This window comes from Halomonas sp. MS1, from assembly GCF_024182575.1.
Taxonomy (GTDB): domain Bacteria; phylum Pseudomonadota; class Gammaproteobacteria; order Pseudomonadales; family Halomonadaceae; genus Vreelandella.
On sequence record NZ_CP098926.1, the window covers coordinates 1,540,507 to 1,555,990 of the forward strand.

14 protein-coding genes are annotated in these 15,484 nt (G+C 54.5%); 9 read left to right on the plus strand and 5 right to left on the minus strand.

What is annotated here, in order from left to right; translation table 11 throughout:
- Nucleotides 1-94: 94 nt before the first annotated feature.
- On the minus strand, nt 95-1,111 hold the full coding sequence (locus NF683_RS06880) for a substrate-binding domain-containing protein (protein WP_253921621.1): 1,017 nt from the start codon (nt 1,109-1,111) through the stop codon (nt 95-97).
- 309 nt (nt 1,112-1,420) lie between these two features.
- Between NF683_RS06880 and NF683_RS06885 the strand changes: the two genes are divergently transcribed.
- The 6 genes from NF683_RS06885 (at nt 1,421) to rph (ending at nt 8,337) form a co-directional block, all read left to right on the plus strand.
- The gene (locus NF683_RS06885) at nt 1,421-2,404 is read left to right on the plus strand and encodes a substrate-binding domain-containing protein (RefSeq protein WP_038486436.1); all 984 of its coding nucleotides are present in this window, start codon (nt 1,421-1,423) and stop codon (nt 2,402-2,404) included.
- A 76-nt stretch (nt 2,405-2,480) separates the two neighbouring features.
- Nucleotides 2,481-3,968: a sugar ABC transporter ATP-binding protein gene (locus NF683_RS06890; protein WP_253921622.1), complete on the plus strand. Its 1,488-nt coding sequence runs from the start codon at nt 2,481-2,483 to the stop codon at nt 3,966-3,968.
- Nucleotides 3,961-4,959, plus strand: a complete 999-nt coding sequence (locus tag NF683_RS06895) for an ABC transporter permease (protein ID WP_249017254.1) — start codon at nt 3,961-3,963, stop codon at nt 4,957-4,959. Before NF683_RS06890 ends, NF683_RS06895 begins: the two co-directional genes overlap by 8 nt.
- Nucleotides 4,956-5,948, plus strand: a complete 993-nt coding sequence (locus tag NF683_RS06900) for an ABC transporter permease (RefSeq protein ID WP_125753227.1) — start codon at nt 4,956-4,958, stop codon at nt 5,946-5,948. Before NF683_RS06895 ends, NF683_RS06900 begins: the two co-directional genes overlap by 4 nt.
- 13 nt (nt 5,949-5,961) lie before the next feature.
- Entirely contained in the window at nt 5,962-7,518 is a 1,557-nt protein-coding gene (locus tag NF683_RS06905; protein ID WP_253921623.1) for an FGGY family pentulose kinase, read from the plus strand.
- An 81-nt stretch (nt 7,519-7,599) separates the two neighbouring features.
- Nucleotides 7,600-8,337, plus strand: coding sequence for a ribonuclease PH (gene rph, locus NF683_RS06910; protein ID WP_089040160.1), 738 nt, complete (start codon nt 7,600-7,602; stop codon nt 8,335-8,337).
- Between the two features lie 99 nt (nt 8,338-8,436).
- On the opposite strand, the gene NF683_RS06915 is transcribed toward rph, so the two are convergent.
- Nucleotides 8,437-9,204, minus strand: a complete 768-nt coding sequence (locus NF683_RS06915) for an exodeoxyribonuclease III (RefSeq protein ID WP_089040159.1) — start codon at nt 9,202-9,204, stop codon at nt 8,437-8,439.
- Nucleotides 9,205-9,356: 152 nt separating this feature from the next.
- Between NF683_RS06915 and pyrE the strand changes: the two genes are divergently transcribed.
- Nucleotides 9,357-10,022 carry an orotate phosphoribosyltransferase gene (pyrE, locus tag NF683_RS06920; RefSeq protein WP_083007769.1) on the plus strand — a complete coding sequence of 222 codons (666 nt, stop codon included), beginning with the start codon at nt 9,357-9,359 and terminating at the stop codon, nt 10,020-10,022.
- Nucleotides 10,023-10,031: 9 nt separating this feature from the next.
- Here the strand turns inward: pyrE and NF683_RS06925 are convergent, their stop codons facing one another.
- The gene (locus NF683_RS06925; RefSeq protein WP_253921624.1) at nt 10,032-10,508 is read right to left on the minus strand and encodes a tRNA (cytidine(34)-2'-O)-methyltransferase; all 477 of its coding nucleotides are present in this window, start codon (nt 10,506-10,508) and stop codon (nt 10,032-10,034) included.
- Between the two features lie 96 nt (nt 10,509-10,604).
- On the opposite strand from NF683_RS06925, the gene rep reads away from it, so the two are divergent.
- A complete protein-coding gene (gene rep, locus NF683_RS06930; RefSeq protein ID WP_089040157.1) occupies nt 10,605-12,674 on the plus strand; it encodes a DNA helicase Rep in 2,070 nt (689 codons plus the stop codon).
- Nucleotides 12,675-12,769: 95 nt separating this feature from the next.
- On the opposite strand, the gene NF683_RS06935 is transcribed toward rep, so the two are convergent.
- The gene (locus NF683_RS06935; RefSeq protein WP_253921625.1) at nt 12,770-13,627 is read right to left on the minus strand and encodes a c-type cytochrome; all 858 of its coding nucleotides are present in this window, start codon (nt 13,625-13,627) and stop codon (nt 12,770-12,772) included.
- 223 nt (nt 13,628-13,850) lie between these two features.
- On the minus strand, nt 13,851-14,765 hold the full coding sequence (locus tag NF683_RS06940) for a GNAT family N-acetyltransferase (protein WP_253921626.1): 915 nt from the start codon (nt 14,763-14,765) through the stop codon (nt 13,851-13,853).
- A gap of 49 nt (nt 14,766-14,814) precedes the next feature.
- Between NF683_RS06940 and NF683_RS06945 the strand changes: the two genes are divergently transcribed.
- Nucleotides 14,815-15,474, plus strand: a complete 660-nt coding sequence (locus NF683_RS06945; protein ID WP_089040155.1) for a response regulator transcription factor — start codon at nt 14,815-14,817, stop codon at nt 15,472-15,474.
- Nucleotides 15,475-15,484 lie beyond the last annotated feature (10 nt).

A 15,484-nucleotide genomic window follows, 5' to 3' on the forward strand; every position in this document is an offset into this window, starting at 1 on the left:
GTTTCATCCTGGTAGTGAATAATGGTGTATAAAGCTTCGCCCTAAATGGCTAGCCTATTCATTTGATTAAGTAAATGCTGTGCGAGAGCGCACATCAAACACCTATTACTTCTGGCTGAACCTCTATGAGCAGACTGGGGTCCTGCGGCGGGGTATCAATCAGTTCGAAGACGCAGTCAATCATCTCAATTACATTTTGCCGAACCATCATCAAGCGCGGATGAAAGGCAGCGGCAAGCGGATCCCAGTCAAAACATCCAAAAATAATGTCATCTAGATAATAGCCATTTAGCTGCAACCCACGAACGACGCCCTCAAGAGAAATCGTCGAGTTGACGAACATAGCACTAGGCAGAGTAGAACAATTCCGCATGTATGTTTCCAGCGCAGCCTGGGACTTATCGGCAGCATAATCGCAGGGGAGGATATTCTCTTCCGCCGTCGCCAGCCCCATTTCCGCTCTGGCTTGCTTGAAGCCGGCAATACGCTCGCGGGTATTGTGATCCTCATCACGACCGCCAATAAATAGCACAGGGTCATCACTGCGCTTCTCTTTGGCAAGGCGGTTGAGGATGGCGTGGGTAAGCTGTCGCGCGCCTTCACGGTTATTGGAAATCACCGATGGTGCTTTACTGCCAGGAAGGTCGAGATTAATGCTTTGCACGCCGCTCTCGGCACACATCTGCGCAATCGTATCTGGATCCGTTGCCCCGGTGCATACCAGGCACTCGACACGGTAAGCAAGCATCATACGGGCGGCTTCACACTCTTGCTTGGGATCTCGATTCGTACACGAAACAATCGCAAACAGCCCCCGCCGACGCGCTTCCGATTCGAAGTGTTGGGCTATCGAACTGAAATAGCGGTTGTCGTACAGCGGCAGTATCATGCCAATGATACCTGAGCGCTCGCGCCGCAAAGCACGGGCCTGCATGTTGGCCGAGTAGCCCTCCGACTGGGCGAGCGAAAGAATTTTGCTGGCAAGCTTCTTACTGATACGTCGGCGCTGCCATGTGCCGTTGAGCACGGCACTGACAGTACTGGGCGATGTTTCTGCCAACCTCGCCAGGTCGTAAATAGTCAGCCGCTTGGATGAAGAATTGCTAACCACGTGGCAGCTCCTTGCAATTAGATAAAAGTAGCATTGACGTGATGATGCATTAGATCAATCCTACGCTATGCACAACCGATTGTGCATTGTTGATTAAATGACAATAGCGATGACGCATCGCTTAGGTACCACTCAACGTATCCAGCACTGTGTAACGTTTTTATGCATTAAATCCCTATGTATTGTGACGCTATGAAGAGCCTGCGCCGTTTCATTTGACCATGGCGCAACGTACAGCAGCATTATTAAAGCGCTTCAATGCACTCTATTCCACTGATTGGGTCAGCCAACAGCAAGCAGGAAATCACAATGAAATACAAAGCACTTCTTACCGCAGCTACGCTAACAGGCATTATCGGCAGCACCGGCGCAATGGCTCAGGAGTCTCCTACAATTGCCGTGGTCGCCAAGGTCGGTGGCATCCCTTGGTTCAATGCTATGGAAATGGGCATTGAACAAATGGGTGAAGAGCTTGGCGTAGAAGCCTATATGGTGGGTCCCACCAGTGCTGACCCCGCCCTGCAGGTACGCGCAATAGAAGATCTAATCAGCCGTGGCGTTGATGTCATCGGTGTTGTCCCGAATGATCGTGAGGTTCTTGAGCCGGTATTGGAACGGGCACGTGATCAGGGAATTATCGTCCTGACTCATGAAAGCCCTGAATCGATCAACATCGACTACGACTTTGAAATGATTTCAGCGCAGCAGTTAGGTGAAGAGCACGCCAAGCTATTGGCTGACACTACCGGCTGCGAAGGCTCTTATGCTGTTTACGTCGGCGGCCTCAGCGTGCCCGCTCACAACGCCTGGGCCGATGCGGCCGTGAACTGGCTTGATGATAACTGCTCGGGCTTGACCCAAGCTGCTGATCGTTTCGGCGTTGCCGAAAGCGTCGACGATAGCCGCAACACCACCCTGGACTTACTGCGTGCCCACGAAGACTTAGCCGGAATCATGTCGTTTGGCAGCCAGGGAACCATCGGCGCGGCGCGGGCCGTGAAAGAGCGTGGTCTGGAAGGGGACGTAGCGGTCATGGGCCTTTTCTCTCCAGGTCAGGGCCGTCGCTTAGTGCATGAAGGCGTGATTACTGGTGGTTTCCAGTGGAGTCCCTTGGAGGCAGGCAAAGCATTCGTTGCCCTGGGCGAGATGCTCTATAACGGCGAAGAGATTACCGATGGTGCCGACTTGCCGGTACTGGGTGAAGTTACCCTGGACGGCAAAACCATCTTTGCCTCACAGCCACTCAAGCTGAGCAAAGATAGCGTAGATGAGTTGGCAGAACTCGGCCTGTAAAACCGCCCTGCTTGATCGTGTAGAGACTGCCGCGCTCCTGAAGAGCGCGGCAGTGATGTTAAGAAAGGAGCCTCCAATGGGCGATATCGCGATTCGAGCGCGCCACGTCAGCAAAGTTTTCGGACAAAGCCGCGTCCTCAACGATGTCGAATTCGAACTTCGCCGGGGTGAGGTGCTTTGCCTTGCGGGTGAAAACGGTTGTGGCAAAAGTACGCTCATTAAAATTATCAACGGTGTTTACAAGCCTGAACCCGGCATAGAGTTCACGTTTGGCGATGAAACTCTCTCTGCCATTAGTCCGAAAGAGGCACGCAGCCGGGGTATTCATGTTATCTGGCAAGACCTTGCGCTGTTTCCGCACTTAACCGTCGCTGAAAATATCGTCTTTGATGATTACGTTGCTAAGCCTTGGCGACCTATTTCCTATAAAGCTGCACTGACCCAATCCCGTGAGATCATTCAGCAGTTTGGCCTCGACCTGGATCCCATGGCCCGTGTTGAAGATCTCTCAATTGCCCATCGTCAACTGGTGGCGATTTGTCGCGTGTTGCGTGCTGGGGCCAGTATTATTTTTATGGATGAGCCCACTGCCTCGCTTACCTATAAAGAGGTGCAGACGCTGCTGGGCATTACCCGCTCGCTGGCGGCGAAAGGCATTTCCATTGTATTGGTCAGCCACCGGCTGGTGGAAGTGTTGGAGGTATGCCAACGCGTCACTGTGCTCCGCAACGGGGAGCTGGTCGGCACCTACCCCACCGAAGGGATGACCCAAGCACGGCTTTCAACCTTGATGACCGGGCTTGAACTTGAACAGACCCCTCGTGCTGACACACACAAAGGCGCCCCGGTACTGGAGCTTAAAAACTTAAGCCGTGAAGGGGAGTTTGAAAACATCTCTTTCACCCTGCATCGCGGTGAAATTCTCGGTCTGACGGGTTTGCTGGGTGCAGGGCGTACCGAAATAGCTCATACAATTTTCGGGATGACACAACCCACTTCAGGGCAGTTGCTAAAAGAGGGGCAGCCGCTGACACTACACTCCAACCGCGATGCCGTGCGCCATCGAATTGCCTATCTCTCTGAAGATCGACTCAATCTTGGCTTGGTGCAAAACCAGTCCATCACTATGAACACCGCAGTGACCGTACTACCAAGTCTGGAAAAACCACGCTTTTTTCTTTCCCCTCAACGTATCAAGGCGCTGACCGCTCACTGGATAGAACAGCTTAAAACCAAGGTGAGTGACGCCGAGCTGGCGGTCTCTTCACTTTCCGGTGGTAACCAACAACGCATCGCGCTCGCTAAATGGCTGGCCACTGAACCCGACGTTCTCATTCTTGATTGTCCCACTATCGGCGTCGATGTCGGCGCTAAAGCCGGTATTTTCGACATCATTAGGGATCTTGCCGATCAGGGCATGGCCATCATTCTGATTTCGGATGAGGCGGGGGAAATCTGGATGAACGCTGACCGGGCGCTTGTACTGCGCGAGGGGCGCATCTACTCCGAGGTCATACCTGCGGAGACTACGGAAGAAGCGCTGGAGGCGATCATCAATGCATAAACGACTGCTAAACAGAAGGATCGGCACAGAGGGGACGCTCTTTTGTATTCTCATGTTGCTGTGCGTGGTGTTGGCACTAGCCACCGACAGCTTTCTCAGCTTTCAAAACCTGTTCGACCTGCTTAACAATCAGTCGGTCAATATCATCTTTGCGGTGGGCCTAGTCGTCGTTCTGATTGCGGGGGGGATAGATATTTCCTTCGCAGTGGCGGCATCCGTGGTGCAGTACGTGGTGTTGTCACTGCTGATGAATTACCTGGGTGGGGGTAACTGGTTACTTGGCATCCTACTTTCGATGTTGGTTGGCATGCTGCTGGGACTCTTCAATGCACTGCTGATCCATCGCTTCCGAATCGTGTCGATCATCGTCACCATCGGCACCTTTAACCTGTTTTTCGGCCTTTTGATGTACTTCACCAGCGGAGTCTCCATCTACGATATTCCCGATTGGCTCTACTATTCCGTTCCGCTGCTTGATCTACCTGCCGAACGCGGATCAGCCACGCTCTACTTACCTGCAGCAGTGATGGTGGTGATGGTGATCTTTACTTGGTTCATGTTGGCCCGTACCGGTTTTGGGCGTGCTCTCTACGGTTTCGGTTCAAGCCCCGAGTCAGCTCGCCGCTCTGGCGTTAGCGCCTGGAAAATTCATGCCTTTGCCTACGGCTGGCTGGGGCTATGCGCGGGAATGGCGGGTCTGATGCAAGCGCATATCGTACAAGAGGTTGTGCCCAACGCCTTGATCGGCCAGGAGTTACCGATTCTAGCGGCGGTCGTACTCGGCGGCGCGACCCTGGGTGGCGGGCGCGGCTCAGTGCTCGGTGCCGTGCTCGGGGTACTGCTTCTCGCCGTTGTCCAAAACGGCTTAAACCTGCTGGGTGTTACTCCCTATGCCTTCCGCATGATTGTCGGGCTGATCATATTGATTGCGATCACCACCAGCAACCTTGGCAACCTGTTGCCCCGCACTACCAAGGCGAGGAACGTATGAATAAGCGCCTGAATAAGCAACACTCCATGGCCGGGCTCCGCCTGGGAGGCGATACCATCGAAGTCATCGCCATGACGGCTCTGCTCATCGGCAGTATTGGGCTCTTCTCGCTACTGGCACCGGGTTTTCTGACCGCCACCAATTTTGGCTCGATGTCGATGCAGTTACCCGAGCTGGGGCTACTTTCACTGGCAATGCTACTGCCGATTATTTCTGGCGGCTTGAATCTCTCAGTGACCTTTACCGCCAATATCGCAGGGTTGATGACTGCCTGGCTGGTACAGGGGTTACTGGCGGGCATGGGCATACTAAGCGTTCCCATGGCGATTATCGCCGGGCTTGCCGTTGGCGCGGCAGCAGGCTTTTTGATTGGCGTTATCGTTGCCTATGTCGGCGCACATCCTATTTTAGTCTCGCTAGGCGCGATGATTTTTCTCCAAGGGGTAGGTGAGTTTTTAACCCGCGGTGGCGGTATTTCAGGCATGCCAGAGGTATTTCAAACCATCGGCAGCGGCAGCTTTTTAGGCATTCCCATCCCCATGCTGATCTTTCTCGCCGCTGCCGCAGGATTGATCTACATCATGCATTTCACCCGCACTGGCTTTTCAATTTATATGCTGGGCTCCAACCCTCGCGCGACGGAGTACTCAGGCATTAACGTCAAGCGTGTGCTGATCACCGTCTACACGATTTCCGGCATTCTGGCAGGGTTAGCAGGCATGGTGATGCTCGCCCGCTTTAACTCTGTACGTGTCGGCCATGGCGAGAGTTACCTACTGATTACGGTGCTGGCCTGTTTCCTGGCTGGGGCGAACCCCTTTGGTGGTTTTGGCCGCGTACTGCCACTGGTGTTGGGCTTGATGAGCCTGCAGGTAATCGCCTCGGGAATGAACCTGATGGGCGCCAGCCAGCATCTGGCCACCGCAGTATGGGGGGCTTTTCTAATTATTGTAATGGCACTGCGTATGCCATTTATCAAACAGTCTTGAGTAAGGTTTTCCCATGAGTCATCAAGAACACGTTCTAGGCATCGATATTGGTACTGGCAGCGCCCGGGCGGGCATTTTCACCTCGGATGGTGTGATGCTAGCCGAAGCAAAAACATCGATTGCAATGCATCGCCCTGCCGAGCATCACGTGGAGCAGAGTTCAACGGATATCTGGCGCGCGGTATGCAGTGCAACCCAGCGCGCCCGCGAGTCAGCCGGTGTGACGTCCGATTCCATCACCAGTATGTCAGTAAGCGCCACCTGTTCGTTGGTGCTCCTTGATAAGCAGGATAAGCCGCTAGCGCTCTCTCCAGGTGATGAAGCATGGAATATCATTGTATGGATGGATCACCGAGCCACCGCAGAAGCCGCTGAGTGCACGGCTACCCACGCAGCGCCGCTACGTAACCTGGGTGGCGTCATGTCTCCCGAGATGCAGATGCCTAAGCTCATGTGGTTGAAGCGGCACCGGCCCGAGCTTTACGCCCAGATTGGCTACGCGGGTGATCTAGGCGACTGGCTTGGCTTTAAGTGCACCGGTTCTGTTGAGCGCTCGGTCTGCATGCTCTCCTGCAAGTGGACGTTTGACCCTCGCCCTGGTCATGGCTGGGACCACGACTTTCTAAAACAGATTGATATGCAGGATGTAATCGAGTGCGCCCGCCTGCCTGAACAAGCCCTTCCGGTGGGCGTAGCACTTGGGCAGTTGACCGAAGAAGCCGCCAATGACTTGGGGCTAACGACTCGATGTACCTTCGCAGTGGGCATGATTGATGCCTATGCCGGTGCGCTTGGCACACTAGGCAGAAGCCTCACGGATGCTCCCGAACGCCGCCTTGCCGTGATTGGCGGCACCTCCACCTGTCATATCGGCGCCCTGCCAGAACGCCGCGAGGTACCCGGTGTGTGGGGTCCCTATCCGGGGGCGCTATGCGATGGTTTTGTCGCCAACGAAGGGGGGCAAAGCATTACCGGTGCTCTTCTGGACCACCTCGCAGCACTATTTTCAGCCAGCAGTGAATTTGGCGACGACCTTCACGGCGCGTTATCGGAAACGCTGCTCGAGCGCTTGGCATCCGGCGACCCAGCTCCTGATACCCATGTTTGCCCTGACTTTATTGGCAACCGCTCGCCCTTGGCGGATCCAGACATTCGCGGCACCATCACGGGGTTGACCCTTGATACGCCTCGCGAGAGCTTCATCAAGGTCTATTGGGCGGCAGCCACCTCACTGGTTTACGGCACCCGCGCCATCATAGAACGTATGAATGCCCATGGTTATGCCATCGATACCCTGCACCTCAGCGGTGGCCATGGACGTTCACCACTGCTGCGCAAGCTCTATGCCGACGGTACCGGTTGTCGGGTTGTACTCGCGGATGCGCCGGAACCCGTACTCCTTGGGGTAGCCGTGGCGGCCCTGGCTGCCCAGGCCAATGGTGAGGTTCTTAGCGTTGCCAATGGCCTCACCCCAGGTGAACACGTATTAGAGCCTGATGTAGTAATGCACGAGCTGCACACGTCGCGTTATGCCGCTTTCAAGAAGCTATACGCAGGACGTCTCGACTAACGCTAGATGTTAAGCGAATCAGCGTACTCACAGACGTGTACAATAGTGGGCTTTCCCACTGTTAAATTGATGTGAGGTGCTATGCGTCCTGATGTTGTTCGCCCTAGCGGTCGTGAAGCCGACCAGCTTCGTGAAATTCGCATAACCCGCGATTACACTCGCCATGCAGAAGGTTCGGTACTGGTCGAGTTTGGCGATACCAAGGTGCTGTGTAATGCGAGCGTAGAAGCGGGCGTACCGCGCTGGCTGCGTGGCAAAAATCAGGGTTGGATCACCGCTGAGTACGGCATGCTGCCCCGTGCCACTCATACCCGCAGTGGCCGTGAAGCGACGCGCGGTAAACAGGGTGGCCGGACGCTAGAAATTCAGCGCTTGATCGGCCGTAGCCTGCGCGCGTCTGTGAACTTGAAGAAGTTGGGCGAATTCACCATTACCGTGGATTGCGATGTGATCCAGGCCGACGGTGGCACTCGTACCGCGTCGATTACTGGCGGCTGCGTGGCACTGGTGGATGCCATTCGCTACCTACAGCGCGAGAAGAAAATTAAAGGTGACCCCTTTAAACAGCTGGTTAGCGCGATTTCGGTGGGTATTTATAAAGGCGTGCCGGTACTAGATCTGGATTATCCGGAAGATAGCAAAGCTGACACCGATCTGAACGTGGTGATGACTGAAAGCGGCGAGCTGATTGAAGTCCAGGGGACTGCAGAGGCGGGTGCGTTTAACCGTGCCGAGCTGAATGCGATGCTTGATCTCGCTGAGAAAGCGGGCTCCGAGCTACGCGAAAAACAGCGCGAAGCACTGGGTATTCGCGGCTAAGGCGTTACTTGGCAACTAACTTACGCGCTTACGCAAACAGGCCAGCTTTTAAGCTGGCCTGTTGCTGAGACGGGTAACGCGACGCGGGAAAGTGAGCGCTTACAGCGCTAAGTCATACTCAACGATCAGCGGTGCGAACTCGGAGAAGGTCGCATCGTAATCAATCCACGCGTCAACCACATGGCGACGGAAGTTGGGGCCGACCAGCTGATAGTCGATCCGCCAGCCTTCTTGGCGCTCACGGGGCACGTCTTGGTCGAGCTTTGGCCACCAGGTATATTCACCTGCGTCGCGATTAATTTCGCGGAAGGTGTCGATAAAGCCGGTTGGGCCAAGTACCTGATCCATCCAGGCACGCTCTTCAGGGCGGAAACCAGAGGTAAGCTGATTGTCCGACCAGTTGGCCAAATCAATGGTTTTATGGGCAACGTGCCAGGTACCGCAGATGATGTATTCGCGGCGTTTGCGCGACATCTTCGTCAGGTACTCTTGATACTGCTCCATAAACGCCTGTTTGGCTTTTTGATCACTTCCATCAGGCATCAAGAAGGTAGCGATGCTGAAGCGGTCATAATCCGCCTGCAGAAAGCGCCCTTCGTGATCGCACTGAGGGAACCCAAGACCGTACATAATCGCCTTGGGAATTTTGCGGCAATAAAGTGCCACACCGGAGAAACCATCTTCTTCCGCATCCAGAAAGTAGCCTTCGTAGCCTTCCGGATAGAGAATATAGTCGTCCAGTTCAAAGCTTTTTGCCTTGATGTTCTGCACGCAGATCACGTCGGCATCCTGCTGAGCCAGCCAGTCCAGGAAGCCACGGTCGACGGCATCACGTATACCATTGACATTGATGCTGGCAATTTTCATAAATCGTCCCTTTTGCGTCGCTGCTGTATGATACCCGACGTTTAGACGTTTGGGTAAATAGACAAACCAAATCTTGCTATTTAACCCCGTTTTATTGTTGCGTTTACTTAGATTCCTATTACTTACATTCCTATCGACAAGAGAAGACCACCGTGGCCACCACTCTACAACCCTATCAGCGCGATTTCATTGCCTTCGCTATTGAGCAGGGCGTGCTCAAGTTTGGCGAGTTCACGCTTAAGTCGGGGCGAGTAAGCCCTTACTTTTTCAATGCTGGCCTGTTTCAAACCGGCCGTGCCTTGGCCAAGCTAGGCCGATTTTACGCCCAAGCGATTGTCGATAGCGGCCTGCAGGCGGATGTGCTGTTTGGCCCAGCCTATAAAGGGATTCCCTTGGCGGCGGTCACCGCCGCGGCCTTGGCCGACCACCACGACCGCGATATGCCCTACGCGTTTAATCGTAAAGAAGCCAAAACCCACGGCGAAGGCGGCAATATTGTCGGCGCACCACTGGCCGGAGATATTTTGATCATTGATGACGTGATTACGGCCGGTACAGCGATCCGTGAAGTGATGAGCCTGATTGAGCAAAGCGGTGCCCGCGCGGGCGGCGTCATTATTGCGCTAGATCGCCAAGAGCGCGGCCAGGGTGAGCAAAGCGCTATCCAGGAAGTGCAGGCTCAGTACGGCATGCCGGTTGTCAGTATTGTCACCTTAGAGCAAGTGCTTACTTACCTTGAAGAGCATGCTGGCGGCGAAATGCTGGCTTACGCCGAGGCCGTGCGCGCTTATCGCGATCGCTACGGCATCACGGGCTAGTCGCTGAACCTATTGCTCACTGCCTAATGCGCCAGCATAGCCTTGCTGGCGCCACGCCTCATAGCTAACGATGGCCACCGCATTGGAAAGATTCAAGCTACGGATATTGGGCTGCATGGGGATGCGCAGCTTGTGTTCTTCAGGCAGCGCAGCGTGCACTTGGGGTGAAAGCCCTGCGGTTTCTGAACCGAACAGCAATACGTCGCCTGGGGCGAAGGTCGCGTCACTGTGAGCGCGGGTGCCTTTGGTAGTAATCGCCCATAGTGTGCGCCCCTGCATCGCCGCTTGAAACGCCGTAAAATCGGCATGGCGGGTAACATTGTTTAGATCGCGGTAATCTAGCCCAGCGCGCCGCAGCTTTTTCTCTTCGAGATCAAAGCCCAGCGGTTCAATTAAATGTAATCGGCAGCCATTGTTAGCCACCAAGCGCATAATGTTACCCGTGTTGGGTGCCATACGCGGTTCAAATAGCGCTACTTCAAACATTACCACCTGCCTATTATTAACTCATTGTGCGTTCGCCCAGCGCCGCTGATTGTAATGGAATTTGCCAAGAAACACTTGTAGAGGTCACCCTTCACCATGACGCCCCAACCGCCAAAGAGCATTCTTAGCCGCATTAAAGGGCTAAACCCGCGCCAGCAGGAAGCGGTGCGCTATATCGATGGCCCCTGCTTGGTCTTGGCGGGCGCCGGGTCTGGTAAAACCAGCGTTATTACCACCAAAATTGCCTATCTGGTGCAAGAGTGCGGCATGAGCGCGCGCAAAATAGCGGCGGTTACCTTCACCAATAAAGCCGCCCGGGAGATGAAAGAGCGCGTTGGGCAAATGCTGAAGGGAAAAGAGGGCCACGGGCTAACGGTGTCGACGTTTCACAATCTGGGCCTGAATATTATCCGCGGCGAGCTGAAAACGCTGGGCTACAAGCCGGGCTTTTCGTTGTTCGACCCGGAAGATGCCAAAGCACTGCTGCGCGATTTAATGAACAAAGACGCTCAGGTAGACGCCGAGCAGATCAACGCTGTGCAAGCCAAAATATCCACGTGGAAGAACGATTTAGTGCTGCCCAGTGATGCGCTTTCGTTTGCCGCGGATGATGACGAGCACTTTGCCGCACGGGTTTATGAAGCTTATGTACGCCACTTGAAAGCCTATAACGCGGTGGATTTCGACGATCTGATTCTGCTGCCGGTGGTGCTCCTGCAACGCGACCCAGAGGCACTGGCCCGCTGGCGGAACAAAATCCACTACATGCTAGTGGATGAGTATCAGGACACTAACGTTTCCCAGTACCTGTTGGTGAAACTGCTGATGGCCGAGCGGGCGACCTTTACCGTGGTCGGCGATGACGACCAGTCGATCTACGCGTGGCGCGGGGCACGGCCTGAAAACCTAGTGACCCTTGGCGAAGACTTCCCACGCCTGAAAGTGGTTAAGCTGGAGCAGAACTACCGCTCGACCGGCACTATTTTGCGCGCGGCCAACACGTTAATTGCCAATAACCCGCACGTTTACGATAAAACCTTGTGGTCGGATATGGGCGATGGCGCGCCTATCCGGGTCATCGTCAACCGCCATGAAGAGGCGGAGTCCGAGCGGGTAGCCAGCGAAATGCTGACTCGGCGCATCAAAGAGAAGGCAGAATGGCGAGATTTTGCGGTGCTCTATCGGGGTAATTTTCAGGCACGTTTATTAGAGCTCAAGCTGCAGCATTACCAAATTCCCTACAAGCTTTCCGGTGGTACGTCGTTTTTCTCTCGCAACGAGATCAAGGACACCATGGCCTATCTGCGGCTGTTAATTAATCCCGCCGATGACAATGCCTTTTTACGCATTGTGAACGTGCCCCGCCGTGAAATCGGCCCCGGCACGCTGGAAAAGCTGGCCAACTATGCAACAGAACGCTCTATTTCGCTGTTTGCTGCCTGCCACGAGCTGGGGTTAGAGCAAACGCTGCCGACTCGGGCCGTGGAGCGCCTTTCACGCTTTACGCACTTTATTGATGGCGTGCGCAAACGCATGGATCAAGACGATGCCATCGCGGCCATTCGCGACATGCTGCGCGATATGGATTACGAAGCCTGGCTGTACCAAAACGCCAGTGCCCCGACCGTCGCTGAACGGCGCATGGCCAACGTATGGATTTTGATTGATCAGCTAGAAAAGTCGCTAAACCGCGACCCCGAAGATGCAGATGATTCCACTGCGACGGAAACCGATGGCGTCGAAGCTGCTATTTCGCGCCTTGTACTGCGAGATATTCTCGAGCAACAAGCCGAAGAAGACGACTCCGATCGTGTGCAACTACTCACTATGCATGCCTCGAAAGGGCTGGAGTTTCCCCATGTGTATTTGATGGGCTTAGAGGAAGACTTGCTGCCCCACCGTAACGCTATTGAAATGGAGACGGTAGAAGAAGAGCGCCGCTTGGCTTATGTCGGCATCACCCGGGCAAGACGCACGCTAACACTCACGCTAGCCCGCCAGCGTAAAGCGTATGGTGAACTGATGGACTGCCAGCCCAGCCGCTTTTTAGACGAACTGCCTGCTGATGATTTGGAGTGGGAGGGACGCGCCGATAAAGAAGACCCCGAGAAAAAGCAGGCACGCGGACAAGACGCGATTGCCGGGCTGCGTTCTCTGTTGAGTTAGCGGCAAGTTAAGAAAATAAAACACAAAAAAATATCCACAGGGGGTTTCAAAACCCGCCTGTGGATAAATTTAACAGCCATTATTACAAAAACTGTTTATTGCACTGCTGAGACCATGTAATCGACAACGGCCATGATCTCTTCGTCAGAGGCACTGCTACCACCGCGTGGCGGCATCACGCCTTTGCCGTTAAATACACTTTGATAGAGCGCATCGGTACCCTGCTCGATACGCGGGCCCCACGCTTCGGCATCACCTAGCTTGGGCGCACCAGCGACACCGGCAGCATGGCAAGCCACACAGCCAGCACTGGCGTAAAGCGCTTCACCATCTAAACCGCTGCCACCACTTGAAGCTTCGTCTTCACTGGCAACTGCTGCTTCTTCGCTAGCTGCTTCTTCTTCACTAGCTGCAGCGTCAGTTGTCTCTTCACCGGCATCCTCTGTCACAGCCGTGTCGTCGCTGGCGCCCTCTTCAGTCGCTTCAGCAGCCGCTTCTTCTTCACCGCCCCCTAGCTCGGGAACGTCCATGACAGGCTCAACCATGTAAGCCACCGCCGCTTCCATCTCTTCGTCAGAAAGGTTGGGGTTGCCGCCTCGAGCAGGCATTGCACCAATACCGTTGATGGCATGCTCTAATAACGTGGCAAAGCCTTGCTCAGTACGTTCAGCCCATGCGGCTTCATCAGCACGCACCGGAGCGCCAGCAGCGCCGGTTTCGTGGCACGCCATACAGATATTGTTGTAAATACCTTCGCCATCGATCTCACCACCGCCACTAGCGGCGGCCGGTGCTGCTGCGGTACCACAGTCTTGGCCTTGCAAGCAAAGTTGACCTACCGGCGCTAGGCGCTCAGCGATTGCGTCACGTGCTGCGTCTTGGGCATAAGCACCGGATGTGCCTGCCATGACGCCTAGGGCCGCCAGCCCGCTCATGATCAGCTTAGATTTCACTCTCACCACCTCTTGAGTTTTGTCATAAAACGTTTTGTGCTTAACCCCTGCGCGCGGCAGCGACATCATCAACCTGCGGCAACCGAGACGCCAAGACGTGCATATCGCATTAGTATACCGAGAACGCTAAGCGTAAGAAAATGCTACTAAGCGCGGCAATTCAACCTATGCCGTACTCTGTGCTTTATTCAGCAGTTTAAAAAAGGTGCCAACGATCACCTAGTTAACACCAAGCCAGTAAACGCTGCTGAGCATAACGCGTAAACCCTGCCTGAGCATATACACGCTTTGCGGGGATATTCTGCGCATCAACGGTGAGCGTGATGTCACTGGCTCCCGCCTTGCTAGCCAACGCCTGCGCTTGTTGAATAATTGTCTTGCCCATTCCCCCGCCGCGCCACTCAGGCAACAGCCCCATCAACTGCAATGACCAGCGCTGGGTCGTATGGTTAGGCGCAAGTAATAGCACGCCGACGGTTTTCCCTTGATGCCGCACTTGATACCAGTGCTCTGGTGCCTGCGGCGCTTGGTCATAAAATCCAGCAAGCAAGGTGTCAATGGTGAGCGCTTCGCGAAGCCCTGGGCAGTCTAACGAGCCTTCACTAACGTTCGCTACCAGCGCCCGCTGTTGTGCGGGAGACAATTCAGCAAAGGGGCTTAGCGTTAGCAGGTTAGCGAGCGATTGAACGGTTTGGCACGGCCACATAAGGTGCTCCAGGGTGGCAAGTACCCGCATGTTGTGGGCGACTAGTGGCGTTTCCCAGTGGGTCACATCGTCAGATAACACCACATGACATAGCGCTATCGGCTGCTCGTTTACCCAGCCCTGCAAGGCTTTCAACAGCGCATCAGTTGCCGAATTAGGTTGCCTGGGCAGCCAAAGCTGAGCCGTTTGATTAGCCAATGGCTGTACCCAGGCGGCGGCTTCGATATGGCCCGCTTGGGTGGCTATCCAAAGGCCCTGCCAAACAGCGTCACAGCCAGCTTTTATCGTTGATAAGGCATGCTGTAATGCAGGCTGCTGCGTAGGATCATGCACCGCAGCTAAATGCAGTAATGCTTCACGCCGTTGTTCAGGTGGGCACTGCATTACTGCGCAGGCTAAGGAGCGGTGGCCGAAAGAAGAATGACGTGTCATGTTACGTTCCTGAGTAGCCCGCCGTGAATGAAAGGAGTCATCCATCGATATGCGCATTTTACTGGTTGAGGACGACCCGAGTTTGGCGTTGGGGATTCGTATGGCGCTGAAACCTGAGCACTATACGGTAGATCATTTAGCCGATGGCAATAACGCGCTTCATGCGCTTAAAAATGAACCCTTTGATGCGGTCATCCTAGACCTTGGTTTGCCGACGATTGATGGAATGGAAGTGCTGCGCGCTATTCGGCAGCATGGCAGCCAACTGCCAATTTTGGTTCTGACCGCCCGCGATGCGATGGATAACCGTATTGAAGGATTGGATGCGGGTGCCGACGACTACCTCACTAAACCTTTCGAAGTAGCAGAATTAAAAGCACGTTTACGTGCTTTGTTGCGCCGTAGCCAAGGACAAGCCAGCGGCTTGCTCAGCTGTCGTGGGATTAGCCTGGATCCGCAGACCTTACAGGTGAGTTATCAACATCAAGTGATCACACTTTCGCGCCGTGAGCTAACGCTACTGCAGGAGTTTATGAGCCACCCAGGCCGTGTGTTCACCCGCGATACCTTAACGCGATTAGTCTACGGTTGGGAGGAGGATGTCGAAAGCAACGCTATCGAAGTGCATATCCACCATTTACGGCGAAAGCTGTTTCCTGAGGTCATCCGCACCGTAAGAGGGATCGGCTATGTCATGGATAAATCGTGATGATTAAATG